The sequence below is a fragment of the Phormidesmis priestleyi ULC007 genome (assembly GCF_001895925.1).
Lineage (GTDB): Bacteria > Cyanobacteriota > Cyanobacteriia > Leptolyngbyales > Leptolyngbyaceae > Phormidesmis_A > Phormidesmis_A priestleyi_A.
The window spans coordinates 8,264-30,717 of sequence record NZ_MPPI01000013.1 but is presented as its reverse complement, the minus strand read 5'-3'; the positions used below and the strand labels follow the sequence as shown (position 1 = coordinate 30,717).

Sequence of the window (22,454 nt, the reverse complement as noted above, 5' to 3'; positions counted from 1 at the left end):
TTGATCTAATGAACCACTACCCCCCAACCTAACGATCATGACCTTTTGACCTGAACTGCTCGATGAATTGCTCAAAGGCTATCAAAGCCCGGAAGATTTAGTCGGAACCGGAGGCGTTCTGAAACAATTGACGGCGGCCTTGGGAACGTGGATTTATTAAAGTGCCACTGCTCGGACTCAACTAGAGTGGATATCAGTTTGCTAATTGCTCCGTTTGAGTCGGCTTGTGCCCCCTCTAAATCCTCATTCTGGGGGACTTTGAAACCGGGAATCTTGGCTTGAAGTCTCCCAATTTTGGGGGATTTAGGGGGCAGCCCGGATTGGCAACCGTAGCGAAAAGCTTCATCGAATTCACGTTAATTGAAGGTCGTCGTAGAAAAGCTGTAACCCGGATTCGCTCGTCAAGCTCAATCTAGAAGCAAAACGGCAGCTCAGTACTTCCAGCTTTCCTCTGGTGACAACTAATCAGCCCTGCCCATGGGCGATGTCCAATAGCAGTCTCGATCGCGCTTTCAACGATCACTCAACGTCCCATAAATTGCCCAAATTGCCATCGCTCTCAGATAGTGACTCGCGCGAAAAGTCGCAGTTGCAGTAATCGCTTCGGGGGTGCGAAACTGCAAGCCATTGTCATAGATTTGCCGAACCACCGCTTCTGTCAAGGTCATGGCTTCGGCAGTCATTCCCATTTGCACTAAGAACGCTGCTAATCCAAAATTGATGCCTGTCCAGACTTCGAGTGGGTGAGTTGCGTTAGGGTTTTCGGGAGATCCATCTGGGCGAACGCCGTTGGCAGCCCCGATCGAACAATTTTGAATTTCAGAACCCTGATTCCTAACAAATTGATTGAATTTGACAAAGCAAGCGTCATAGACCGTTTTGAGCGCAGACTCAGCGCATTCTTGAGGAACCACATCAGGCAGACCTAGCAATCTGGCGTAAAACTGTCCGCAAAGTTGGTCTACCATCACTACATCAGAGCCGCTCTGACTATCGAGACGATAATATTGACCATTCCAGAGTGTTTCTTGGTAAATCGCACGGGATTGATCAAGCCAAGTTTGAAACATTGCAACCGATTCGTGAATAGATGAGGAATCATGATTAGTAATGAGAATCTGACTGATCGCGATCGCTGCCTCTAATGCTGCAATCCACAATCCTCCACAGTAGGCGCTCACTCCCTGCAATCGCCAATCATCAAACGTTTGATCTGGCGCACCAGAGTTTTCAGGAATGCCATCATTATCCAAATCAAACGTTTTTAGATAATGGAGCGTTTCCACGATCGCATCCCAACATTCGATTAAAAACTCAATATCGTTAGCACCTGTCAACACATAATCTCGATAAACCTGCAATACGAAATCTGCTCCTAAATCCTTCCAAAGATTACAGTCTTGATAACTCGTGTAATTGGTTTTTTCCCATACATGCTCATTGGGTGCGCCCAAATCGTGAGGAGTGGCACCCGCGACTTTGCGAATCGCCATCTGACTCTCTGCCCCGGTTGCTTCGCAGTTGCGCTCTGCGCTAAGCGTGTAGTAATAGCCAATCACCCGCGTTCTCTCATCGCTCGTCGGAATCGATCGCGCAAACGCCCGAATTACCGATTTCTCTAACTTAGACCAGAGCATTAACAATCCAAAAGAACCATAGAGCCGCACGTCTAGACTTTCATACCAGCGATAATCGAGACACTCTAGCACCGCAAACTGACCCACCGGATCGCGCTCATCGGCTGCACTCCAAAGCGATCCGCCGTCGGTGAGAATATAAAGCTCGTTAAACAACGCCATTTTGAACCAGTCAGGCAAATCATCACGATCGACGATCGGCTGCTGCCAAGTCAGAATTTTTTCATGCCAAGTTCGGTAATGTTTCAAAGCCGTGCGAGCGATCGTCCAGGCATTGCGTCCGGTGCGCCCAAAAAAGTCGGTGTAGCGCCGAAAATAGTTGACTCCGGCTGCAAACTCTGTGACCGGAAAATCCCAACTGAGGATGAAAGGAATTTTGAGGGTTTGTCCAGGTTTGAGGGTGAATCGAACGGCGATCGCACTGCCGATCTGCTCTCCGGCTTTCGCGGGGGTTTCATCGTCGCGATCGCAGAGTGAGCCATCTTTTGCGAAGGACCGCCACACCTCAGATCCATCGCCGCTCGGATTCCAGCGAGTGTCATAAAAAACTTCCCAGAGATAAGAGTTGAGAAGGGTCGCGATCGCCCACTGTCCCTCTCCTTCTAAAGGCTCTTCTGCATCACTTCCCATGACTACGCCAATTCTCTGTTCGTCTCCTGTTAGAGTATTGAAGTTTCCCGTGCTTTCTCCCATCCGAGGCTGATAGTCATAAAATGAGCTGCCGTCATCTCGCATCTGCACATTGGGCGACTTGAGCGAATTCGTAAACCAGCCCGTCATATTCTCCCAAGTCAGCATCACACTCAGAGTAATTGGCTGATCAGTCGGATTGTGTGCCGTCCATTCAAAGATAGCGATCGGGTAGCTCGTCTCTTGATAATTGTCTGCAACGATCGGCGAAAACTGTTCACAGGTCAGATTGGCTTTTAAAACATTTTCGTAGACAAACCAGCTCCGAGGGTAGAGCGCCGAATACGTTCCGGTTGACTGTCCTTCTTGACTCGCAGGATACCAATTCCAAGTGCTTAAGCTGCCGTTCGCGGCTTCGGTGCTCAATGCATAAGCCTGAGTTTGAGTGCCAAGCTGCTCAAACACGCTAAACTGACACCCCGGAATCGTCTGAAAAACGTGTTCACCGCCGTCAATGTGCCAGAGATTGAAATCGCCTCGCGACGATCGCCCAATGCACCCTGCCCCAAATCCGCCCAGCGGCATCCCGTGCCAGGGGCCATCATCTAAATTGCTGGCATAGCGGACGGTGTAAGGCTTTTCCCAACCCCGACCGATCGAACGGCTCCAGGCAGATGCGGGAATGTTAACGGACGGCTGCTGTCTTTTCATCTCCCGATTTTAGGGGAAATGGGGACTTCAACCATCACCTTACGAAAAACATCCCTAGTCGGTATACGATCGAGGTTCACAACGGTGAAAAAAATGGGAATTAAAATCATTGAGAACTTTGACAGCAGTTTTTCTCTCGATCCAGAAGTCAAAACTGCGTTGTTTGAGTTGCTGAAAAGTGAGGCGTTTTTACAGCAGGTTGCTCAAGCCCTGAAGTGCGATCAAGTTGAATTCACAGAACTGCTGTTTCAGCCCGTTCCTTACACAACCGCGACCCCCAAAGGGATGCCTGCCGAGTTTGAGAAGTTTCACAACTCTGCGGATTATGCGATCGTCAATGTGCCTCCAAACTTTATGTTTAAAGCAAAAGTATTTAAACCCAGTCGGTTGTGTGCAATCTACAGGAAAGCCAGTTAAATCTATCCAACTTTTCTTACAGTTCTAAAATGACTTCTCAAATTAACATTCCAACTCTCGCGAGTCTAGACTATATTTCCTATATCAACGATCGCGGTCAATTGCCCGAAGAACTTCGCGGAAAAGTTGGGGCATATGCCGTTTTTGATCAAAGTAAAATCCTACAGTTTGTTGGATTTTCTCGCGATATTTTCTTAGGCTTAAAGCAACATTTAGTTCGTCAACCTGAAGGATGTTATTGGGTGAAGTTTAGTCCTGTCGATCGTCCCAGTCGCACTCTGCTCGAAAACATTCGTGACGCTTGGATCGCTGAAAATGGCTCGACTCCATCAGGCAACGGCATCGACGAAGCTAAATGGAATCAGCCCATTCAAGTCAAAGGAATGATGACTCCTGAAGAAGAGGCAAATTACACGAAGACGACGATCGAAGAGATCACCCAAATCAAAATTCTTAAAAATGTAGCACGACGAGTTGAGGCAGAAATTTTAACTCAGCTAAAAGCGCGAGGAATCCAAGAAGAAATTCGCTTTAACCCAAAGTTAAAAGAAGAAGGATTATTAGATTTGAAATAGTTTATCATCGCCCCAAAAAAAAGGAGCCTCAAAGAGACTCCCCCATCATCAGAAAAGTTATTTAGGCAAAATCGATTATTTAACCGAAACCTTACCGCCAACTTCCTCGATTTGCTTCTTGATATCTTCAGCTTCAGCTTTGGCAACGCCTTCTTTCAGCGCTTTCGGTGCAGCTTCCACGAGATCTTTCGCTTCCTTCAGACCCAACCCAGTGATCGTCCGAACGACCTTCAGAATCGCAATCTTCTTATCAGCAGGCACATCGTCTAAGACAGCGCTAAACTCGGTCTGCTCTTCGACTTCTTCAGCGGGGGCCGCAGGCCCCGGAGCCATCATCATGCCACCGACTGGAGCCGCAGCGCTCACGCCAAATGTTTCTTCGATTTGCTTGACCAGATCAGCCGCTTCCAGCAAGGTCAAGCCTTTTAACTTGTCAATAATTTCGTCAACAGCAGCCATTAGATTAACTCCTAAGATTCTAGATTTTGAACTTTGGACTTTGAGTCGAGTTTTCGGTGCAGAATTCGCAACTCAAAATTCGTTGTTTTAAGCAGATTCCTTCTCGGAAATTTGCTTGATCGCGCGTGCTAAACCAGAGGGCACTTCGTTGATACCCACTGCCAGCTTGGTTGCCACGCCGTTGATTGCGCCAGCAATTTGCGCCAGAAGCTGCTCTTTAGAAGGCAGATCTGCGATCGCTTTTAAGTCTGCCTCAGTCAGCAATTTACCGTCCATCACGCCGCCGCGAATTTCGGTTTTTTTGCTAGCTTTTTGGAACTCTTGATACGCCTTGATCGCGCCGCCCAGGTCATCTTTGACCATCACAAACGCAGAGTCGCCCTTGAGAATTTCACTCACGGCTTGCCAACGTTCGTCATCTTGGACTGCGATGCCCATGAACGTGTTTTTCGTTACCTTGCAGCTTCCGCCTTTAGAACCAAGACGATTTCGCAAATCGCCAATCTCGCCTACGCTTAAGCCTCGGTAGTTAACGATAAACATCAACTGAGATTCACTCAGCGATTGCTTGAGTTCAGCAACGATTTGCCTTTTGTTTTCTGGCGTTCTACCCACTCGAAATCACCTCCTTATGCTGGGTTGTAATCACTCACTAGATTCGCTCTCACTGCCAAGCCAAAAACAAACCCCGACTGTGATATGCCGGGGTGAAATGTGTTCTAATCCCAGTGCAAACCTTGTGCATCTAGAATGTTAGAAAACAAACCTCGGCAGGAATTTTATGCTTAACGCACCTGCTGTCTCCGGCTTGGTTATTCAGTTTGAGCAAATTTTTCTTGCGCCTTTCTCCTAATTGAAGATCTGACTTATGCAGCGTCTCCTAATTTAAAGTCACGTAGGGCATTAATGTCAACCTCGATCGACGGCCCCATCGTAGAAGAAACATAAACGCTCCGCCAATAACGACCTTTTGCGCCCGCCGGACGGTTGCGATCGATTGTTTCTTGCAGCGCTTTCAGGTTCTCTAACAAATCGTCAACCGGGAAAGCAGATTTGCCAAACAAGACGTGAACGATGCCCGTTTTATCTGCCCGAAACTCTAGTTTCCCAGCTTTAAACTCAGCGATCGCCGGGCCCAAGTCGTAAGTCACGGTGCCGCCTTTAGGAGAAGGCATCAGACCACGAGGGCCTAAGACCCGACCTAACTTTGCCACTTGGGGCATCATGTCAGGAGTCGCGATCAGCAGGTCAAAATCCATCATTCCCTTTTGGATTTCGTCAATCAGTTCTTCAGACCCGGCGATATCTGCGCCTGCAACAGTTGCTTCGTTGACCTTCTCACCTCGTGCGATCACAGCAACGCGAATCGTCTGACCCGTCCCTTTGGGGAGCGATACGGTCGTTCTCAACTGTTGGTCGGCATACTTTGGGTCAATGCCTAGACGCACATGCGCCTCAGCCGACTCTGCGAACTTCGCTGTCGCGGTTTCCTTTAAAAGGTTGAGCGCTTCTACTGGTTCATAAGCACGTTCTTCAACCTTTGCCTGCAATTCTTTGAGTCTTCGAGATACTTTTTTCATGGCTCTTCTTTGGGGTCGCTAACGAGGAGTTTCCTCTCCCCCGATAAGGGTGGTCGATGTCTTAAGCGCTAACCGTAACGCCCATATTTTTGGCAGTGCCTTCGATGATTTTCATCGCTGCTTCAATATCATTGGCATTGAGATCAGGCATTTTGGTCTTGGCAATGTCTTCTAACTGGGCGCGGGTAATCGACCCAACTTTCTTACGGTTGGGTTCACCTGAGCCAGTCTCAATTCCCGCAGCTTTTGCAATTAGCTTAGACGCAGGAGGCGTTTTGAGAATGAATGTGAAACTGCGGTCTTCATAGACTGAGATTTCTACCGGAACCACCATGCCTGCCTGATCAGCAGTTCTGGCGTTATATTCCTTGCAGAACATCATGATATTGACCCCGTGCTGACCAAGAGCAGGGCCGATCGGAGGTGCTGGATTTGCTTTTCCGGCATTAATGGCTAACTTAATAACCGCCGCGATTTTTTTTGCCATCGATCGTGATCTCTTTGAGAATCCAAATTAAACTTTCTGAACTTGATTGACTTCCAGTTCTACAGGGGTGTCCCGCCCGAAGATTGAAAGCAGAGCTTTGAGTTTGTTACGCTCACCGCTCACCTCGATCACTTCGCCTTCAAAGTCCTTAAACGGGCCTGAAAGCACGACGATCTTATCGCCTGCTGCCATGTCAATCTTTCTGACTGGCTCCTGCTCTTGGGTCTGTTTGAAGATGCGCTCAACTTCTGAATGACCCAAGGGCATTGGTTTGACGTGACCCCGCCCACGACCATAGCGGCGCTTCTGCTCTGCTCCCACAAAGTTGATCACGTTTGGCGTGTTTTTGATCACCTGCCACGTGTCGTCATCCATCAACATTCTCACTAAGACATAGCCAGGGAAAACTTTTTCAGCGCCTTCCTTAGGCTTACCGTCTTTTTGAGGTCTCAAGATAGGCGTTTCAGGGATCTGAACATCCAAAATTCTGTTTGCGACATCCAAGGTTTGGATGCGCTGCTCCAAGTTAGCTTTGACGCGCTTCTCGCATCCAGAAGCAACCTGCACTGCGTACCAGCGAGCTTTTTCTAGCTGGACGTTTTCCTCTGGATTTTCGCCTGTCGCACTATAGGGCTGATTTAAGTCTCTCGACTCGTCTGATGTAAAAGTCATCCAAACACCTTCAGCTGCGCCCATTGAAAGAGTTGGTCTACCAGGTAGATTAAGGTTGCAGAGAGCGTCACCATCAAAATCACCGCGATCGACTCGCTAATGAGTTGCTGTCGGCTAGGCCACACCACTTTGTCCAGTTCTTCTCGCGCTTCCTGAATAAACGTGCTGGGGTTGAAACTTGCTTTTTGCTCTGGAATGGTTGCTTCGTCTTTTTTTACCACAGTTCCTAAGCGCTCCCGTCAGGTTAATGGATGAGTGGTTTACAACCCTACAGGTTTGATGATCTGAATCTGGAAGAAACCATGAATTTACTTGGACTAAACCAGAATAGTCCAGCGCGCCCTGGAGGACTTGAACCCCCGACATCAGGTTTTGGAGACCTGCGTTCTACCAACTGAACTAAGAGCGCACAAGCCGAACTGATCTGATTGCCACTTATCCAGTCTAGCAGCTATTGGCGGTTTAGCTTTTAGCGATCAGTGATTGTGAAAGACCAATCGCTAGAAGCTGATCTCTTAAAGCGGACGATCGAAACGTTGCTTCAAACGGGTTGCCTTGCCGACGCGATCGCGCAGGTAGTAAAGTTTCGCCCGACGAACTCGACCCCGACGCAGCACCTTAATGCTCTCAATGCGAGGAGAGTGGATCAGAAAAACACGCTCTACGCCTACGTTTTGAAAAACCCGACGGACGGTAATGTTTTGAGTAATTCCCGCGCTGCCTTTGGCGATGATCACCCCTTCATAGGGCTGAGTTCGCTCTTTGTCGCCCTCTCTAATTTTGACACCCACGCGAACCGTATCGCCCACATGGAGAATGGGAAGGTCTGATTTCATTTGTTCCGCTTCAATCGAGCGGATCAGTTCCTGCGCTTTCATAGGGCTTCAAAAAACTCACAATTGCTTATCGTAGCTTAGGGTTTCGCTTCTCGTCTAGAGTCTAGCCCAAACATTATAGTAACTGACGGACTGCATATCTGTGCAGGAATCTTAGAGCAAGACGATCGCGCCTACAAAATCGATTGTTTTTACTTTGTAACAATACTTAAGTCCTGCTTAAGTTTATTCTTTCATCCCCCCCCACGGGATTGAATTCTTTAGCGGAGGGAAGTTTACTGAGTTTTTAGGAATCCGCCTAGCCCCCTTTATATTTCTGGCCAATGGATACAGCTTTATTGTCAATTTCGTCGTTTTTTCCGCTTCACTGGCTGATGCCTCAGTTAGCCATGCACATTCCAGATGGCTTTTTGAGTTTTCCGGTGATTTTGTTGACCTGGGTGCTGGCGATCGCACTGATTGCAGTTTCGCTCAATCGAGTTCAAGAAGAATATCAAGAGCGTACGGTGCCTTTGATGGGCGTGTGTGCCGCGTTTATTTTTGCCGCTCAGATGATTAACTTCCCCATCCCAGGCGGGACATCGGGGCACTTACTCGGTGGAACCTTCGCCGGAGTCTTGCTCGGCCCTTGGGCAGGATCGCTGGTGATGGCAGTGGTGTTTATCGTTCAGGCAACCCTATTTCAGGATGGGGGGCTAACCGTGCTGGGAGCTAATATCGTTAACATGGGGCTGATTGGCACCTTTGGCGGCTATTATCTCTATCGCACCATTCGCTACGCCTTGGGTCGAGATAGCTTTCGAGGCATCATCGTTGGAACCGCGATCGCCGCCTGGACAAGTGTAGTAGTTGCGTCCATCGTTTGCGCGTTTCAATTAGCGATCTCAGGAACAGTGCCCCTCATGGTTGCTCTATCTGCGATGGTATTCTGGCACGTCATGATTGGCATCGGAGAAGCTATTATCACCGTGATTGCAGTTAGCTATATCTGGCGAACTCGACCCGACCTACTTTATAAAGCACCTCGCACTGCACCCATCAATGCGTCTCGTCCCCTCTCGCCTCGCTAATCAGGATTGCAAAATTATGAATCAACGAAATCGCGCGTTTGTTATTTCTGGATTGGGAATTGCGCTCCTGATTGCCGTTTTTCTGTCTCCTTTTGCCAGTCAAAGTCCTGATGGACTTGATCGAGCCTCACAAGACCATGGCTTTGATAAAAAAGCGGTTGAAGAACCCGTCGCCCACAAGCTGCCGTTTTATCAGGTGTTTGATCAGTATGCGCTGCGAGGCGTTCCTGAACAGATTGCAACCCCGATCGCAGGGCTAGTTGGAACCCTGGTAGTTTTTGGTTTAGCCTGGGGAGTCGGTAAGCTGGCTGTCCGCAATTCTCGACCAGAGGATCAGATTCGAGACGATCGCTAACCAAATCTTTTGTTTGTTTACACTGAGTTCTATTTTTTGGTCACTGAATGCTGTTACATATTGGAGGCTTTCGATTAGACATAGACAGCCAGGGAGAAACGATTTGGCATCATCTCATTCCTCAAACGCGAGTTTTATGCGCGGTGCTGTTTGTGTTTGCGATCGCGCTCACTCCCAATGGGCGCTGGTGGACGTGGGCGATTTATGGCACGACTGTGACTGCAATCATTCTTGCGAGTCGCGTCTCATTGCAGGTGTTGTTAAAGCGAGTTGCCGTTGAGTTTGTCTTTATGGGTGTGGTCATTCTCGGAACGCTGTTTCGCGATGGGGGTCAGGTGCTGTGGCAGTGGGGTTGGTTGAGAGTCACCACTGAAGGTCTAACCATTTTAGGAAGCGTGTCAATCAAAGCATTGCTCTCGCTGTTAGTCATGAATGTTTTAATTCTCACAACCTCTGTGCCAGCCTTGCTTCACGCCTTGGCTGCCCTGCGAGTTCCGCCGCTGCTAGTCGCAATTTTGGCTTCGATGTATCGCTACATTGCAGTATTGGCTGAAGAGTTTAACTCGATGCAGCGAGCGGCGCGATCGCGCAACTTGTTAGGCAATGGAGAGCGTCAGCGCACGGTGATTGGTAATATGTTTGGTTCGTTATTTATTCGTACCTATGAGCGAGGAGAGCGAGTTCATCAAGCAATGCTGGCGCGAGGCTATGAAGGGTTCCCCCCGATGGCAGACGTGCCTCAAACAAAACAACGCGATATTGTAGCCATTACCCTAACGGCAATTTTGGCGCTGTCGGGTCAAGCAATTTACCTACTTTTTTAATTATTTTATTGGCTCGTTCCCTAATTCGTTTTGATCGATGCACCACAATCCGATCTCTATTCAGAGTCTCAGCTATGTCTACTCAGACGGAACACAAGCCCTTAAAGAAATTAGCTTGTCGATTCGAGCAAGTGAGCGAGTTGCATTAGTCGGAGCCAACGGTTCAGGAAAATCTACATTACTCTTGCATTTCAACGGGTTATTAACGCCGCAAACGGGCGAAGTCGTGGTTGGAGAGTTAGCGATCGAGCCACAAAACCTCAAGCAAATCCGCAATTTTGTAGGGTTGGTGTTTCAAAACCCAGACGATCAGCTATTTATGCCAACTGTTTGGGAAGATGTCACCTTTGGCCCGCTCAATCAAGGTGTGAAAGGAGAAGCGCTCAACCATCGCGTCATTCATGCATTGCAAGCGGTTGGGCTTGATCCAAGCTTGTATACTTCTCGTAGCGCCAATGGGTTATCAGGCGGAGAGAAGAAACGAGTTGCGATCGCGGGGGTTCTCGCCATGCAGCCTCAAGTGTTGGTGTTGGACGAGCCATCGGCGCAGTTAGATCCGCGATCGCGCCGACAGCTCATCGAATTATTAGATTCGTTGCCGTTGACTCAGTTAATTGCAACTCACGATTTAGATTTAGCGCTGGAACTGTGCGATCGCACGATCGTGTTAAGTCAAGGTCAGATTGTCTATGATGGCGAAACTGAGCGCGTTTTGAGCGACCCCGAACTTTTGGCTAAACACGCCCTTGAGTCGCCTCTCTGCTATAGCCGCCCCTATTGCCATGTTGAAGATGCGCCTCTCAGTGCCCTTTTGCACTCGCATTGAGCAGGTTTCAGATGAGAACCCGAAACTTGAAAATGAAGAAAGCTAGACTAGGGATCGTCCTATTCGCACAAATGCTGAAACTTTATTTGCTCAGTGTCGATCGAAATAAATGTCTATAGTCCATTTCATTCACCTGACTATCGACTTCATAGGGTTTTGAGCATGTCATTTTTATCTTTTCTGCGACGATATCGCCTTCCTAGTTTTTTGTTTGCTCTCTGTTTAGCAACCATTCTCTTATCAGGAGAAATTGCGCTTTTGCCGTCAGCCAGTGCTGAACAAGCGCCTTCTAAAAAACCAACTCTCACGCAGAGCGTGCCATCTGCTCCTGCCTCTACGACTCAACAGGTCAGAAAAACCGTTTTAGAGAATGGTTTGACGGTGCTAACCAAAGAAGTGCCGACTGCGCCTGTGGTCACTGTGCAAGTCTGGTATCGCATTGGGTCACGCGACGAGGCACCGGGTGTAAACGGCATTGCTCACCAACTCGAACACTTGATGTTTAAAGGCACGAGCGATCGTCCGATTCAATTTGGTCGATTGTTTAGTGCTTTGGGCAGCCAATCTAACGCCTTTACGAGCTACGATCAGACCGCTTATTTTGGTACTGTTGAACGCGATAAACTGCGATCGCTCCTCGCCCTCGAAGCCGATCGGATGCAGAGTGCTGTAATCGGTGCCTCTCAACTGACGAGCGAAAAGCGTGTCGTTATTTCAGAACTGCAAGGCTATGAGAATAGTCCGAGTTATCGGCTCGATCGGGCGGTGATGCAGGCGGCGTTCCCCGATTCTCCTTATGGGTTGCCCGTAGGTGGCACCAAAGCCGATGTCCAGAAGTTTACTGTCGAGCAGGTGCGCGATTACTATCGCAATTACTACAGCCCTGACAATGCGACCGTAGTAATTGTGGGAGACTTTCAAACCGATTCGGCGTTGAAAGCCGTTCAAGAATCGTTTGGCAAAGTTCCGAGATCTGAAAAACCAAAAGCTTCAGCCCAACCTCCTGCCCCTCTCGTGATGAAGGGAAGTCCGGCGAAGGCTGCGATCGTACTCAAACAGCCCGGAAGCGCGTCTCTCTTGCAAGCAGTCTATCCGCTCCCTAACGTCACGCATCCCGATGTACCAGCCCTGCATCTGTTTGATTTAGTGCTGACTCAAGGGCGCAGTTCTCGGCTCTATCAGTCACTGATCGAATCGGGTTTAGCCAGCGACTATAGCGGCTATCCGGCAAACATGATTTCTGGCGGATGGTATGGATTAAGTGCAACGGCTGCACCCGGTCAGGAATTGTCAAAAATTAACCAAACCATCCAGACGAGTTTGGCCGATCTTCGTACCCAACCTGTGACGGCTGACGAACTGAAGCGAGCAAAAACTCAACTCAAATCCTCAGTGCTGCTGCGAAACCGTGACGTTACCAGTCAGGCAATGCAGCTTGGCGACGATCAAACCACGGCTGGAGATTATCAGTTTACCGATCGCTATTTGGCAGCGATCGAGCAAGTCACTGCGGCAGATATTCAACGAGTCGCAAAAACCTATTTTGATCCCAATCAGCAAACATTGGGATTCTTTGAGCCGACTCAGCTAGATGCCAAAGCGGGCGGATCGGTGAATGCAGGTCAAACCGCAGAGCAATTTAATTTAGGCCCACCCGTCGATCCGGCTGAGGTGGCAAAATATCTGCCGCCCGTGACGCAGAGTGATCGCCCGGCTCAAGCACTGCCCGAAAAAATCGTTCTCTCAAACGGGCTGCGAGTTTTGCTGCTGCGCGATTCCAGCACGCCGACGGTTTCGCTCAGTGGTCATTTAGATGCCGGGACTGCCTTTGATACGAGTCAAAAAGCAGGGCTTGCTAAACTGACGGCTGACAACTTAATGAATGGCACCAAAACCAAAGATGCGTTAACCCTGGCGACAACACTTGACGATCGGGGCATTAATCTAGGATTTGATGCCAATCGGGAAGGCGTAGCAATCAGAGCTAACACGCTCGTCGAAAATCTGCCAACGCTGGTGCAAACCGTAGCAGACGTGATGCAAAACGCGGTCTTTCCTGATAAAGAGTTAGAACTGAGCCGTCAACGATCGCTGATCGCTCTCAAAGTTCAGTTAGATAACCCCGCATCGAAAGGCAGACGCACCTTCCAGCAAGCGATCTATCCATCAAATCACCCCTTTTATAACTTCCCGACTGAGGCCAGCTTAAAGGGCATTCAACAGCAAGATTTACTGAACTTCTACAAAAACCACTATCGCCCCGATAAAACCACGTTGGCGCTAGTTGGTGACTTTGACCCGGCTCAGGTGAAGAGTCTATTAGAGAAAGAATTGGGCACCTGGAAGGCAACCGGAAAAGCACCCGCTCTAACGTTTCCTCCCGTGTCGCCGCCTACAAATGTGGTGCGTCTCTATGATGGCATCCCCGGCAAAACTCAATCGATTACCTACATTGGCTACGCGGGGATTAACCGCACCGATCCCCGCTATTATCCCGCGACGGTGATGAACCAGATTTTGGGCGGTGATACGCTATCGAGTCGTTTAGGAACTGAGATCCGCGATCGTCAAGGACTCACCTACGGCATCTACAGCGGCTTCCAGGCAGGCATTCATCAAGGGCCGTTTTTGATCTCGATGCAAACTGCCCCCGAAGATGCGCCTAAAGCGATCTCCAGCACCCTCAAACTATTGGAGCAATTTCGCACCCAAGGCGTAAGCACCAATGAAGTGTTGACGGCGCAGCGATCACTGACCAGCAGCTATCCGGTTGATTTGGCAAACCCCGATGACCTGGCAGAGATCATTCTGATGAACGAAGTCTATGGGTTAAATCCCGCCGAGATTCGTCAGTTTCCTAAACAGATTGACGCGGTGACTCAGGCTCAAGTCAATGAGGCGACTCAAGATTTACTGCACCCCGATCGTCTGGTGGTCGTGACTGCGGGGCCTGCAACGGCTCGTTGAGAAATCGATCGCGAGAGGGCACGACATGTCGTGCCCCTACCCGTGTTCCCATGCGGATCTATCGCGTTAATCAAATTGGATAAGACTCGTTTGTACGAGAATTAAGCTACCTTAGAAAATGGCGAGGGCGTGTGTTGCGCGATCGCTAACTCCACTGCTGAACTACCGCCGATCTCTATGAATATTCTCAGTAATCTGCTTCCCCAGTCTTCTCCCAAAAAGCGTCGAGGCATTGAAATTAAGTCTCAGCGCGAAATCGAGATCATGAGGCAGGCGGCAAAAATTGTAGCGATCGTGCTCAAAGAAATCTCAGAAATGGTCGAGCCAGGAATGACGACGGCTGACCTCGATGCCCATGCTGAAAAACGCATTCGAGAAATGGGAGCTACACCCAGCTTTAAGGGCTATCACGGCTTTCCCGCCTCGATTTGCTCCAGCATCAATCAGGAAGTTGTTCACGGGATTCCGAGCCGCAAAAAAGTGATTAGGACGGGCGATGTGCTGAAAGTTGATACGGGCGCATTTTTTGAAGGCTTTCATGGCGATTCGTGTATTACGATCGCCGTCGGTCAAGTCACACCCGACGCGGCTAAACTGATTCACGTTGCAGAACAGGCACTTTACAAGGGCATTGAGCAAGTTCGCGCTGGAGCATTTTTGCTCGATCTTGCTGGAGCGATTCAAGATTATGTTGAGACAAACGGCTTTAAAGTCGTAGAAGACTTCACAGGGCATGGGGTCGGTCGCAATCTACACGAAGAACCTTCCGTCTTCAACTTTCGCACCCACGCTATGCCAAACGTTAAACTTCGGGCTGGCATGACACTGGCGATCGAGCCGATCATCAACGTAGGCACCAAAAACACGCGCATTCTTCCCGATCGTTGGACGGCAGTCACTTTAGACAACTCCCTCTCTGCCCAGTTTGAACACACCGTTCTCGTCACTGAAGATGGCTATGAGATTTTGACCGATCGCACAAAAGTCTAAAAACAGGCGATGAGTTTTGAAGCCAGGTTTCAAAACTCGTCACTCAAAATTTCCGTTACTCTACTAACTGCGTCACCCAACTTGAGCCATTCTCCTCGCGCTGTTTTTGGGCAAGTCGCCAAGTTTTTCCTTCACTTTGCCGCTGCAAATAAACCTCAAATGGATTGTCTTTTTGAGTCACCGATCGCTGAGAAAGCTTGAGCGTGTAATCATAGTTGCCCTGCACTCGATAAGCCGACAAATTTTGGATCGCCAGAGGTTCTTGACTCGTAACCTTGACTCGATCGACCTTCAGATCGGGTGATTTTAGCCGCAACTGCTGGCTGAGTTCTTGCTGGGTTTGAGTGGCTTGCAGCGCGATCGCTCGTCGCACAATTTGATTGCTAGGAGTCAGATTATTCGCGCTACAGGCTGTTATCAGACTCACTAAGATCACAGCCAAAATGATTTGAATCGATCGCCGCACTTTATTTTCCTCAAACGCCACTTTTAGAGTAACAGGATAGGATGAGCCTGAAAGCGACTTAGGGAGACAGGATGGACAAAAAATCTTTTGGAGTCAGTGATGACCTCTACCGCTATATTGCGGCAAACTCGCCAAACGAACCTGAGATTCTCGCCACACTGCGCCAAGAAACTGCCAATCATCCTCAAGCCAGAATGCAAATTTCGCCTGAGCAAGGGCAGTTTATGGGGTTGCTCGTTCGCCTAATGGGAGCCAAAAAAACTCTTGAAGTGGGCGTGTTTACGGGATACAGTTCTCTCGCGATCGCGTTAGCACTGCCCCCAAACGGCAAGCTGGTCGCCTGTGATATCAGTGAAGACTATACCGCGATCGCTCGTCGCTATTGGCAAGCGGCTGGCGTGACTGACAAAATCGATTTGCACATCGCGCCCGCAATAGAGACGTTAGATCACCTTCTCGAAACCCAAGCTGAAACCTTTGATTTTGCGTTTATTGATGCCGACAAAGGTAACTATGAGAATTATTACGATCGTGCCTTTCAACTGATTCGTCCCGGTGGATTGATCGCGATCGACAACGTACTCTGGTTGGGGCGAGTTGCTGATCCTAACGATCACGACAAAATTACCCAAACGATTCGAGCCTTTAATCAGAAACTAGCGAATGACGATCGCATCATTTTGAGTTTGCTGCCGATCGCCGATGGATTAACGTTAGCGCTCAAAAAATAGATCGCTCAAGGCGAAACTTGTGTATTTTTGTGGTTGTCTAGAAACTGCTCAAAGTTAGGCGTAAATAAATCAGCTTGTGGAGATGCTTCGGTTTCTCGCTGCTGCGCCCAGACTGCATCTAAAGCTGTGCGAGTCGTCGCATCCATCGCCAAAAAAGAAAGGCACTTGCCAATGGCTTGGGCTTGCTTCATGCCTGCCAGCAAGACAGAAATTCCTTCAGCATCTATGCGGGTGACCCACAGCAAATCAACAATGACTGCCTCAGCTTCGACGATCGCTTGCTCTAAGCTGATCTCAAAAGCGGTTTTAACCTCGCCCAACAGCGCTCCACGAGGCTGCAAAACTACCGTTTTGGGAGGCATCTCACTAAGAGGTCTGCCACCCTGAAGGGTCAAAATTCTGTCGATGTTAGCAGAAATTTCCATAAGTTACCTTTGACAATATAGCCAGGGCATTTGTTGCAGCCCACGAGCCTTTATTTCTGGTCGATATGGAATGAGTGCCCATAAAGGTTGTCAGAGTATCACAAATATTTATAAAGAGCAAAATTGTCATCGCATTACTTGAGTCAAGTTTGTTAATGTGATTAAAATAGCCAGAATACCCAAAAGTCCAAATTTATTGACTCCCTTGCAAACTATTTTTTTCAGACGTTTATCTGTCCACTTTTAGGATTCCATCAGGTTATCTCCGTGACTCCTCAGACTGAACAGGCTGTTCTCACATCGCCCTCTGCATCTACCTCAGACACCGGTTTGGATGTGGTCAATCGACAGATGATTGTGATTCTGGACTTTGGCTCCCAATATTCTGAGTTGATTGCCCGGCGCATCCGCGAAACTCAAGTTTATTCAGAGGTGCTCTCCTATCGCACCTCGGCTGAACATCTTAAACAACTCAATCCCAAAGGCATCATTTTTTCCGGGGGGCCGAGTTCTGTCTATGATCAGGGCGCTCCTCATAGCGATCCTGAGATTTGGAATTTGGGCATCCCAGTTTTGGGGGTTTGCTATGGAATGCAGTTGATGGTGCAGCAACTCGGCGGCGGGGTCGAAAAGTCCGATCGGGGCGAATATGGCAAAGCAAGTTTAGAAATCGACGACCCCACCGATCTGCTGACCAATGTCGAAGACCACACCACGATGTGGATGAGTCACGGTGATTCGGTGACTGACCTCCCGCCTGGCTTTGAGCTACTGGCACATACAGCAAATACGCCCTGTGCGGCGATCGCTGATCACGATCGCAAACTTTACGGGGTTCAGTTTCACCCCGAAGTAGTGCATTCACAGGGTGGACAGGCGCTGATTCGCAACTTTGTCTATCACATCTGCAACTGCGAACCCACTTGGACAACGGCGGCATTTGTCGAAGAAGCGATTCGAGAAATTCGGGCAAGGGTCGGCGATAAGCGCGTTTTGCTGGCGTTGTCAGGTGGAGTCGATTCCTCAACGCTGGCGTTTTTGCTGCATCGCGCGATCGGAGATCAGCTAACCTGCATGTTTATCGATCAGGGTTTTATGCGAAAGCTCGAACCAGAGCGGTTAGTGAAACTCTTTGCCGAGCAGTTTCATATCTCAGTTGAATATGTAAACGCCCGCGATCGCTTTATCAACTCAGTCAAAGGCATCACCGATCCCGAAGAGAAACGCAAGCGGATTGGGCACGAGTTTATCAGCGTGTTTGAGTCCGAATCGAAGCGGCTTGGCCCGTTTGACTATCTCGCCCAGGGGACTCTCTATCCCGATGTGATCGAGTCTGCCGACACCAATGTTGATCCCCAAACGGGTGAACGAGTCGCGGTCAAAATCAAAAGTCACCACAACGTGGGAGGGTTGCCCAAAGATCTACGCTTTAAACTAGTCGAGCCACTCCGCAAACTGTTTAAAGACGAAGTGCGGAAAGTGGGACGCTCGATCGGTCTCCCCGAAGAAATTGTCAATCGTCAACCGTTTCCAGGGCCGGGTTTGGCGATCCGCATTTTGGGCGAAGTCACGAGCGAACGGCTCAACATTCTCCGCGATGCCGACTTAATCGTTCGTCAAGAAATTAATCGAGCGGGACTATACCATGATCTTTGGCAAGCGTTTGCGGTGTTGTTGCCGATTCGCAGCGTCGGGGTAATGGGCGATCAACGCACTTATGCCTATCCGATCGTGCTGCGCTTTGTCGCCAGTGAAGATGGCATGACTGCTGATTGGGCAAGAGTTCCCTATGATTTGTTAGAAACGATTTCTAACCGCATCGTCAATGAAGTGCGTGGGGTCAATCGTGTCGTTTATGACATTACATCCAAACCACCTGGCACGATCGAATGGGAATAACTTGAACGATGAGTATTTGATCGCAAACATGGAGGACGAATGTTTGGGGTCAAATGCTCTGTCATACCCATTTCAAAAATAATTGCGATCATTCGATCGGTTGCGAGAGGGCACGGCATGCCATGCCCCTAGGGTTATTTGTGGAAAACGGTCTAAACTCTGTGGAAAACTCTGACGACTTGTGGAAAACTCAATTTTCTACCTGTGAACCGTAGCTAATCTGGTCAGATTTATAAGTGGGTGGCTCTACGTGAATCATCACTCTCACAGGGCTATATTTCTCGGCTAATCGAGCTTCTACTTCCTCAGTGATCTCGTGGGCAGTCAAAACATCACGCGCTTCGACAATCAAATGCATCTCGATAAAAGCCTGCCGACCCACCACACCCCGCGATGCAATATCGTGACAGTTCAACACGCCGGGCACCTGCATCGCGACTTCATAAATCGCTTCTGGCGCGATCGCCATCTCATCGACAAGCGAGGGCAGGTTTTGCTTGAGCACTGACCAACCACTCGAAAACACTAGCAGCGCTACCGGAAAAGACAGTGCCACATCCATCCACTGCCAGTTAAACGCCCAAACGCTGATTAAACCTGCGAGAACGCTGATTGTCACCCAAACATCGCTCATGGTGTGCTGGGCATCTGCAATCAAAATCGGACTGCCCACTCGCTGCCCTTCATGGCGTTCGTAATAGGTGACAAAGATATTAACGCCCAACACAAGCAGCAGCAGCCACAACTCTCCGGCTGAGATGCGAATGGGTTTACCCGTGCCCATCAATCGCTCGATCACCCCTTGCAAAATCTCGAAACAGGCGATTCCCAAAAATGCGGCGATTCCTAAAGCGCCCACAGCTTCAAATTTTTGGTGCCCGTAAGGATGATCGCGATCGGGCATCGGTGACGAAAACCGACTGGCAATGAGTCCCAAAATGTTATTTGCACTGTCGGTTAAACTGTGCAAGGCATCGGCTAATAGACTCAGCGAACCCGTGGCCACTCCGACAAACGCCTTGAGTCCTAAAACAAACAGATTCAGCAACAGGGTAATGATTAACACTCTACGAACCGTTGGTCGATTATCTACTATCACAACTACCCACCTTGCTATTGAGCTGCTCTGTCATTCAGTGTAGATCTCGCAGATTGAAAATACCCTAAAGTCTTGTACGTTAAAGCTTTGGGATTTCTACAACTCGCTTAAGCTGTTGATGATACTCTCAACTAGCAGCTTAGATAAACCGATAACATTCACTTTCTGGCGACATATTTGAGAGATTCTTTTTGTGGATTTTTGTCATTTAGAAATTTAAGAACCACGACGAAGATCCACGATCGTCAGTTAACTTTTCTGCCTAATTCCTAATTCCCGCCTCCACTCTCCAGGTAGGATGAGATATCAGCCCCGTTCAAATAAGTTCTATGTCTTCTCAACTGACTCTTAATCTAATTGAAGGTTCTATCTCTTTTAGCTTTAGCCCAGAGGCTGCTAAAGAATTGAAAGTGACCCTTGCAGAACTAATGGAGCGGCTAAAAATCACTGCCAACAAACCGATTCCTGGCGGTAAAGTTACGCCTCAGAAGCCAGTGGAATATCGCTACACAGGCGATGTTTTTTTAGAAATCTTTTGCAATCCCAACATTTGGGCAACGCCCTTTGCCGCCAAAGTGCTAATCACCCTGAGAGACGATCGCATTCGCATCACCACCGAAGCCGAACTCAGCCGAGTCAATGACGATATCAGTCATTATCTAGAGCAAGTTAGCTGAGAAACGTGGAGTAAAATCAAGGCAATCACTCTTCTATTGATCTCTTTAAACCATGAACTCTGATACCGTCCTTCGGCTATTTCAGAAAGGATTCCACGTCACGATCGGCGCAACGGCAATGCTGATCGAAGTGTTGCAAGACCCACAAAGACGTGAGCAAAATCTATCAAAATTAAAGCTAGAGCTAGATCAGTTGGCGCAAGAATGGGCTGAGAAAGGGGAAATCACTGAGCAAGAAGCCCGCAGTTTTGTAGAGATCTTCCTTGATCAACGTCGCAATGTAAGCGATCGGGCTGCTTCTGAGACGACCGTAACGACGATCGCGACTCCGGTTGTGCCGCCTTCAACAGAGGTGCTCGAACTGCAAGAACTGACTGCCCAACTTGCCGCGATTCGAGCAGAGTTAGCCCATCTGCGAGAGCAAAAAGAACTGTAAGTTTCATTCCTGCAAACTACGCAAGTCTTAATACTGTCTTGAGATAAACGGAATCGCCGAGGAAGAGATGTCAGGATAGAAAATTCCTGGTGATGATATTCATGACCTCATGGAAAGGAGTGTGCTTGTGGAACTAGCGACCACCTTAAAAAGTCAAACCCCTCGCAGTCAGGTGCGAGAAGTCGGCATCAACGGCAACTATTGGTATGCGATCGCGTGGGCAACCGATCTCAAGCCCACAAAAATTCTAACTGCAACGGTCTGGCAGCAATCAATCGCCCTCTATCGCGATCGCCAAAACCAAATCCAAGCCGTCGAAAATGTTTGCCCACATAAAGGCGTTTCGCTCGATAAAGGCAAGGTCGAAGGAGATGCAATTTCGTGCCCCTATCACGGCTGGGAATTTAACGGGCAGGGTGAATGTCTGAATATTCCCTACTTTCCGCCCGATCAAAAGCTTCCTTGTGTGCAGATACGAAGCTTTCCCGTGCAAGAAAAGTACGGCTTGATTTGGGTCTTTCCCGGCGATCAGACGTTGGCAGAAGCGCAACCTTTGATCGAAATTCCAGAATATAACGACCCTAACTGGCTACTGCTCCCCGTCGGTGCAACCTTTAAGGCGCACTTCTCGATCTGCAATGAAAACACGATGGATGTGTTTCACGGTCATCTCCACAAAAACCTGCAAGGCTGGTTTGATCCGGTGCTGCTAAAGCTTCGAGAAACCGAAAACTCAGTCAACGCCGAATATCAACTCTCCTACACAGGCATTGTGAGCCAACTATTAGGGCTAAGTCAATCAGCCGATCGAGTCACTACAAAAGTTATCTCTGTCGATTATCGCTATCCCCATTACATCAACCATCTTCCGGGCATTTCATCGCTCTATCTAATGCGGTTGCCCATCGCGCCCCAAGAAAGTCGCTCTTTCTCACTCTTGTTTCTCAAATTAGGATTGCCTCAGTGGTTGCTAACTATTCTGCGTCCGATCTTGCAGCTTCTGATTATTAATCTGCTGTTTTTACGCTTTCTGAGACAAGACATTGAAATGATCGAGAGCGAACAGGAGAATTATTTGAAAAATCCTCAGCGTCGCTATGTAGAGGTTAACCCCGCGATCGTCGCCGCACAGCGCCTTATGGTGCAGCAATATGAGCAGTTTACACGTCCGCACCCACTTGAAAACCCCTTAGAATCATCGGTTTCGCAAGAGGCATCGGCTTGATGACAGCATTAAAAAAATCTGATTCCCTCTAATTGTTGCAGAATGTAGTCTTTACGATCATGCGCTTGATGCACGATCGCATTACATTACAGAAGTAGTCATCGGGAATAGGTCTAAAGCTTCATCAAGCAATAAATTCCATGCCCCGATTTTCTCTCTCATCCACCTTATGAGAATCAAACCTATGTTGTTTTCAAACTGGCGTGGAAGCATCTTTGCCTTAATGCTGTCTGTCGCTTTGCTGCTCACAGGCTGTCAGCCCAAAGCTCCCTCCCAATTTTCTCAGGCACAGCAAGACAGCAGCAAAAAAGGAGTAACCGCCGTTGCCAAAGATGCGACGCAAGGCAGCGAGTTTAATAAATTTTTCCCGCGCGCTGCTAATGGCTATGCCCGCACGTTTAGCCAAGAAAAGAAAGGATTTGCTGAAGCGAAACTCAACAAAGATGGCAAAAACGTCGCG

At 48.7% G+C, this 22,454-nt stretch carries 24 protein-coding genes, 1 tRNA gene, 1 pseudogene and 1 other annotated feature; of the genes and pseudogenes, 14 read left to right on the top strand and 12 right to left on the bottom strand.

The window, feature by feature from the left end; genetic code table 11:
- Positions 1-512: 512 nt before the first annotated feature.
- Complete coding sequence (locus BRW63_RS13325; protein ID WP_073071866.1) at positions 513-2,978, bottom strand: GH116 family glycosyl hydrolase; 2,466 nt, start codon at positions 2,976-2,978, stop codon at positions 513-515.
- A gap of 93 nt (positions 2,979-3,071) precedes the next feature.
- On the opposite strand from BRW63_RS13325, the gene BRW63_RS13320 reads away from it, so the two are divergent.
- Together BRW63_RS13320 and BRW63_RS13315 are read left to right on the top strand one after the other, a co-directional pair.
- Positions 3,072-3,395, top strand: coding sequence for a hypothetical protein (locus BRW63_RS13320; protein ID WP_073071864.1), 324 nt, complete (start codon positions 3,072-3,074; stop codon positions 3,393-3,395).
- Between the two features lie 29 nt (positions 3,396-3,424).
- Positions 3,425-3,970 carry a GIY-YIG nuclease family protein gene (locus BRW63_RS13315; RefSeq protein WP_073071862.1) on the top strand — a complete coding sequence of 182 codons (546 nt, stop codon included), beginning with the start codon at positions 3,425-3,427 and terminating at the stop codon, positions 3,968-3,970.
- A gap of 75 nt (positions 3,971-4,045) precedes the next feature.
- Here the strand turns inward: BRW63_RS13315 and rplL are convergent, their stop codons facing one another.
- The 8 genes from rplL to rplS all read right to left on the bottom strand — a co-directional run bounded on the left by rplL (position 4,046) and on the right by rplS (position 8,004).
- Complete coding sequence (gene rplL / locus BRW63_RS13310; RefSeq protein WP_073071861.1) at positions 4,046-4,429, bottom strand: 50S ribosomal protein L7/L12; 384 nt, start codon at positions 4,427-4,429, stop codon at positions 4,046-4,048.
- A gap of 87 nt (positions 4,430-4,516) precedes the next feature.
- On the bottom strand, positions 4,517-5,044 hold the full coding sequence (rplJ, locus tag BRW63_RS13305; RefSeq protein ID WP_073071859.1) for a 50S ribosomal protein L10: 528 nt from the start codon (positions 5,042-5,044) through the stop codon (positions 4,517-4,519).
- A 56-nt stretch (positions 5,045-5,100) separates the two neighbouring features.
- Positions 5,101-5,254, bottom strand: a sequence feature (ribosomal protein L10 leader region).
- A 41-nt stretch (positions 5,255-5,295) separates the two neighbouring features.
- The gene (gene rplA, locus BRW63_RS13300; RefSeq protein ID WP_073071857.1) at positions 5,296-6,009 is read right to left on the bottom strand and encodes a 50S ribosomal protein L1; all 714 of its coding nucleotides are present in this window, start codon (positions 6,007-6,009) and stop codon (positions 5,296-5,298) included.
- A 61-nt stretch (positions 6,010-6,070) separates the two neighbouring features.
- Positions 6,071-6,496, bottom strand: a complete 426-nt coding sequence (rplK, locus tag BRW63_RS13295; protein WP_073071855.1) for a 50S ribosomal protein L11 — start codon at positions 6,494-6,496, stop codon at positions 6,071-6,073.
- 27 nt (positions 6,497-6,523) lie between these two features.
- Positions 6,524-7,168, bottom strand: coding sequence for a transcription termination/antitermination protein NusG (gene nusG / locus BRW63_RS13290; protein WP_073071853.1), 645 nt, complete (start codon positions 7,166-7,168; stop codon positions 6,524-6,526).
- On the bottom strand, positions 7,165-7,389 hold the full coding sequence (gene secE / locus BRW63_RS13285; protein WP_073071851.1) for a preprotein translocase subunit SecE: 225 nt from the start codon (positions 7,387-7,389) through the stop codon (positions 7,165-7,167). Before secE ends, nusG begins: the two co-directional genes overlap by 4 nt.
- A 115-nt stretch (positions 7,390-7,504) precedes the next feature.
- Positions 7,505-7,577: transfer RNA gene (locus BRW63_RS13280), tRNA-Trp, on the bottom strand.
- A 106-nt stretch (positions 7,578-7,683) separates the two neighbouring features.
- Positions 7,684-8,004 (bottom strand): 50S ribosomal protein L19, encoded by a 321-nt coding sequence (gene rplS, locus BRW63_RS13275; RefSeq protein ID WP_425320464.1) that lies wholly within the window; start codon positions 8,002-8,004, stop codon positions 7,684-7,686.
- A 323-nt stretch (positions 8,005-8,327) separates the two neighbouring features.
- Between rplS and BRW63_RS13270 the strand changes: the two genes are divergently transcribed.
- The 6 genes from BRW63_RS13270 (at position 8,328) to map (ending at position 15,036) form a co-directional block, all read left to right on the top strand.
- Positions 8,328-9,074 carry an energy-coupling factor ABC transporter permease gene (locus BRW63_RS13270; protein ID WP_073071847.1) on the top strand — a complete coding sequence of 249 codons (747 nt, stop codon included), beginning with the start codon at positions 8,328-8,330 and terminating at the stop codon, positions 9,072-9,074.
- 16 nt (positions 9,075-9,090) lie between these two features.
- Positions 9,091-9,429 carry a PDGLE domain-containing protein gene (locus tag BRW63_RS13265; protein ID WP_073071845.1) on the top strand — a complete coding sequence of 113 codons (339 nt, stop codon included), beginning with the start codon at positions 9,091-9,093 and terminating at the stop codon, positions 9,427-9,429.
- Between the two features lie 47 nt (positions 9,430-9,476).
- Entirely contained in the window at positions 9,477-10,253 is a 777-nt protein-coding gene (cbiQ, locus tag BRW63_RS13260; protein ID WP_073071844.1) for a cobalt ECF transporter T component CbiQ, read from the top strand.
- Between the two features lie 37 nt (positions 10,254-10,290).
- On the top strand, positions 10,291-11,079 hold the full coding sequence (locus BRW63_RS13255; protein ID WP_073071842.1) for an energy-coupling factor ABC transporter ATP-binding protein: 789 nt from the start codon (positions 10,291-10,293) through the stop codon (positions 11,077-11,079).
- Positions 11,080-11,241: 162 nt separating this feature from the next.
- On the top strand, positions 11,242-14,046 hold the full coding sequence (locus BRW63_RS13250; RefSeq protein WP_073071840.1) for a M16 family metallopeptidase: 2,805 nt from the start codon (positions 11,242-11,244) through the stop codon (positions 14,044-14,046).
- 177 nt (positions 14,047-14,223) lie between these two features.
- Positions 14,224-15,036 (top strand): type I methionyl aminopeptidase, encoded by an 813-nt coding sequence (gene map / locus BRW63_RS13245; protein ID WP_073071839.1) that lies wholly within the window; start codon positions 14,224-14,226, stop codon positions 15,034-15,036.
- Positions 15,037-15,091: 55 nt separating this feature from the next.
- Here the strand turns inward: map and BRW63_RS13240 are convergent, their stop codons facing one another.
- Positions 15,092-15,523, bottom strand: coding sequence for a hypothetical protein (locus BRW63_RS13240; RefSeq protein WP_223257376.1), 432 nt, complete (start codon positions 15,521-15,523; stop codon positions 15,092-15,094).
- A 50-nt stretch (positions 15,524-15,573) separates the two neighbouring features.
- Between BRW63_RS13240 and BRW63_RS13235 the strand changes: the two genes are divergently transcribed.
- Complete coding sequence (locus BRW63_RS13235) at positions 15,574-16,233, top strand: class I SAM-dependent methyltransferase (protein ID WP_073071837.1); 660 nt, start codon at positions 15,574-15,576, stop codon at positions 16,231-16,233.
- A gap of 5 nt (positions 16,234-16,238) precedes the next feature.
- Here BRW63_RS13235 and BRW63_RS13230 read toward each other — a convergent pair whose 3' ends face one another.
- A complete protein-coding gene (locus BRW63_RS13230) occupies positions 16,239-16,658 on the bottom strand; it encodes an STAS domain-containing protein (protein WP_073071835.1) in 420 nt (139 codons plus the stop codon).
- A gap of 267 nt (positions 16,659-16,925) precedes the next feature.
- Here BRW63_RS13230 and guaA point away from each other — a divergent pair, with 267 nt between their 5' ends.
- Complete coding sequence (guaA, locus tag BRW63_RS13225; RefSeq protein WP_073071833.1) at positions 16,926-18,557, top strand: glutamine-hydrolyzing GMP synthase; 1,632 nt, start codon at positions 16,926-16,928, stop codon at positions 18,555-18,557.
- Between the two features lie 190 nt (positions 18,558-18,747).
- On the opposite strand, the gene BRW63_RS13220 is transcribed toward guaA, so the two are convergent.
- Complete coding sequence (locus BRW63_RS13220; RefSeq protein ID WP_244913193.1) at positions 18,748-19,623, bottom strand: cation diffusion facilitator family transporter; 876 nt, start codon at positions 19,621-19,623, stop codon at positions 18,748-18,750.
- A gap of 362 nt (positions 19,624-19,985) precedes the next feature.
- Here BRW63_RS13220 and BRW63_RS13215 point away from each other — a divergent pair, with 362 nt between their 5' ends.
- From BRW63_RS13215 to BRW63_RS28295, 4 genes and pseudogenes are all read left to right on the top strand, one after another.
- Positions 19,986-20,333: a hypothetical protein gene (locus tag BRW63_RS13215; RefSeq protein WP_073071829.1), complete on the top strand. Its 348-nt coding sequence runs from the start codon at positions 19,986-19,988 to the stop codon at positions 20,331-20,333.
- Between the two features lie 52 nt (positions 20,334-20,385).
- The gene (locus BRW63_RS13210; protein ID WP_073071828.1) at positions 20,386-20,769 is read left to right on the top strand and encodes a hypothetical protein; all 384 of its coding nucleotides are present in this window, start codon (positions 20,386-20,388) and stop codon (positions 20,767-20,769) included.
- A gap of 127 nt (positions 20,770-20,896) precedes the next feature.
- The gene (locus tag BRW63_RS13205; RefSeq protein ID WP_073072079.1) at positions 20,897-21,994 is read left to right on the top strand and encodes an aromatic ring-hydroxylating dioxygenase subunit alpha; all 1,098 of its coding nucleotides are present in this window, start codon (positions 20,897-20,899) and stop codon (positions 21,992-21,994) included.
- 184 nt (positions 21,995-22,178) lie between these two features.
- Positions 22,179-22,454: pseudogene (locus tag BRW63_RS28295) on the top strand (hypothetical protein); the annotation flags it as partial.

Excerpts from the sequence above, each read along its gene's own strand:
- BRW63_RS13325 (WP_073071866.1), bottom strand. The coding sequence starts at position 2,978 with ATGAAAAGACAGCAGCCGTCCGTTAACATTCCCGCATCTGCCTGGAGC.
- BRW63_RS13320 (WP_073071864.1), top strand. The coding sequence starts at position 3,072 with ATGGGAATTAAAATCATTGAGAACTTTGACAGCAGTTTTTCTCTCGAT.
- BRW63_RS13315 (WP_073071862.1), top strand. The coding sequence starts at position 3,425 with ATGACTTCTCAAATTAACATTCCAACTCTCGCGAGTCTAGACTATATT.
- rplL (WP_073071861.1), bottom strand. The coding sequence starts at position 4,429 with ATGGCTGCTGTTGACGAAATTATTGACAAGTTAAAAGGCTTGACCTTG.
- rplA (WP_073071857.1), bottom strand. The coding sequence starts at position 6,009 with ATGAAAAAAGTATCTCGAAGACTCAAAGAATTGCAGGCAAAGGTTGAA.
- rplK (WP_073071855.1), bottom strand. The coding sequence starts at position 6,496 with ATGGCAAAAAAAATCGCGGCGGTTATTAAGTTAGCCATTAATGCCGGA.
- nusG (WP_073071853.1), bottom strand. The coding sequence starts at position 7,168 with ATGACTTTTACATCAGACGAGTCGAGAGACTTAAATCAGCCCTATAGT.
- rplS (WP_425320464.1), bottom strand. The coding sequence starts at position 8,004 with ATGAAATCAGACCTTCCCATTCTCCATGTGGGCGATACGGTTCGCGTG.
- BRW63_RS13270 (WP_073071847.1), top strand. The coding sequence starts at position 8,328 with ATGGATACAGCTTTATTGTCAATTTCGTCGTTTTTTCCGCTTCACTGG.
- BRW63_RS13265 (WP_073071845.1), top strand. The coding sequence starts at position 9,091 with ATGAATCAACGAAATCGCGCGTTTGTTATTTCTGGATTGGGAATTGCG.
- cbiQ (WP_073071844.1), top strand. The coding sequence starts at position 9,477 with ATGCTGTTACATATTGGAGGCTTTCGATTAGACATAGACAGCCAGGGA.
- BRW63_RS13255 (WP_073071842.1), top strand. The coding sequence starts at position 10,291 with ATGCACCACAATCCGATCTCTATTCAGAGTCTCAGCTATGTCTACTCA.
- BRW63_RS13250 (WP_073071840.1), top strand. The coding sequence starts at position 11,242 with ATGTCATTTTTATCTTTTCTGCGACGATATCGCCTTCCTAGTTTTTTG.
- map (WP_073071839.1), top strand. The coding sequence starts at position 14,224 with ATGAATATTCTCAGTAATCTGCTTCCCCAGTCTTCTCCCAAAAAGCGT.
- BRW63_RS13235 (WP_073071837.1), top strand. The coding sequence starts at position 15,574 with ATGGACAAAAAATCTTTTGGAGTCAGTGATGACCTCTACCGCTATATT.
- BRW63_RS13230 (WP_073071835.1), bottom strand. The coding sequence starts at position 16,658 with ATGGAAATTTCTGCTAACATCGACAGAATTTTGACCCTTCAGGGTGGC.
- BRW63_RS13215 (WP_073071829.1), top strand. The coding sequence starts at position 19,986 with ATGTCTTCTCAACTGACTCTTAATCTAATTGAAGGTTCTATCTCTTTT.
- BRW63_RS13210 (WP_073071828.1), top strand. The coding sequence starts at position 20,386 with ATGAACTCTGATACCGTCCTTCGGCTATTTCAGAAAGGATTCCACGTC.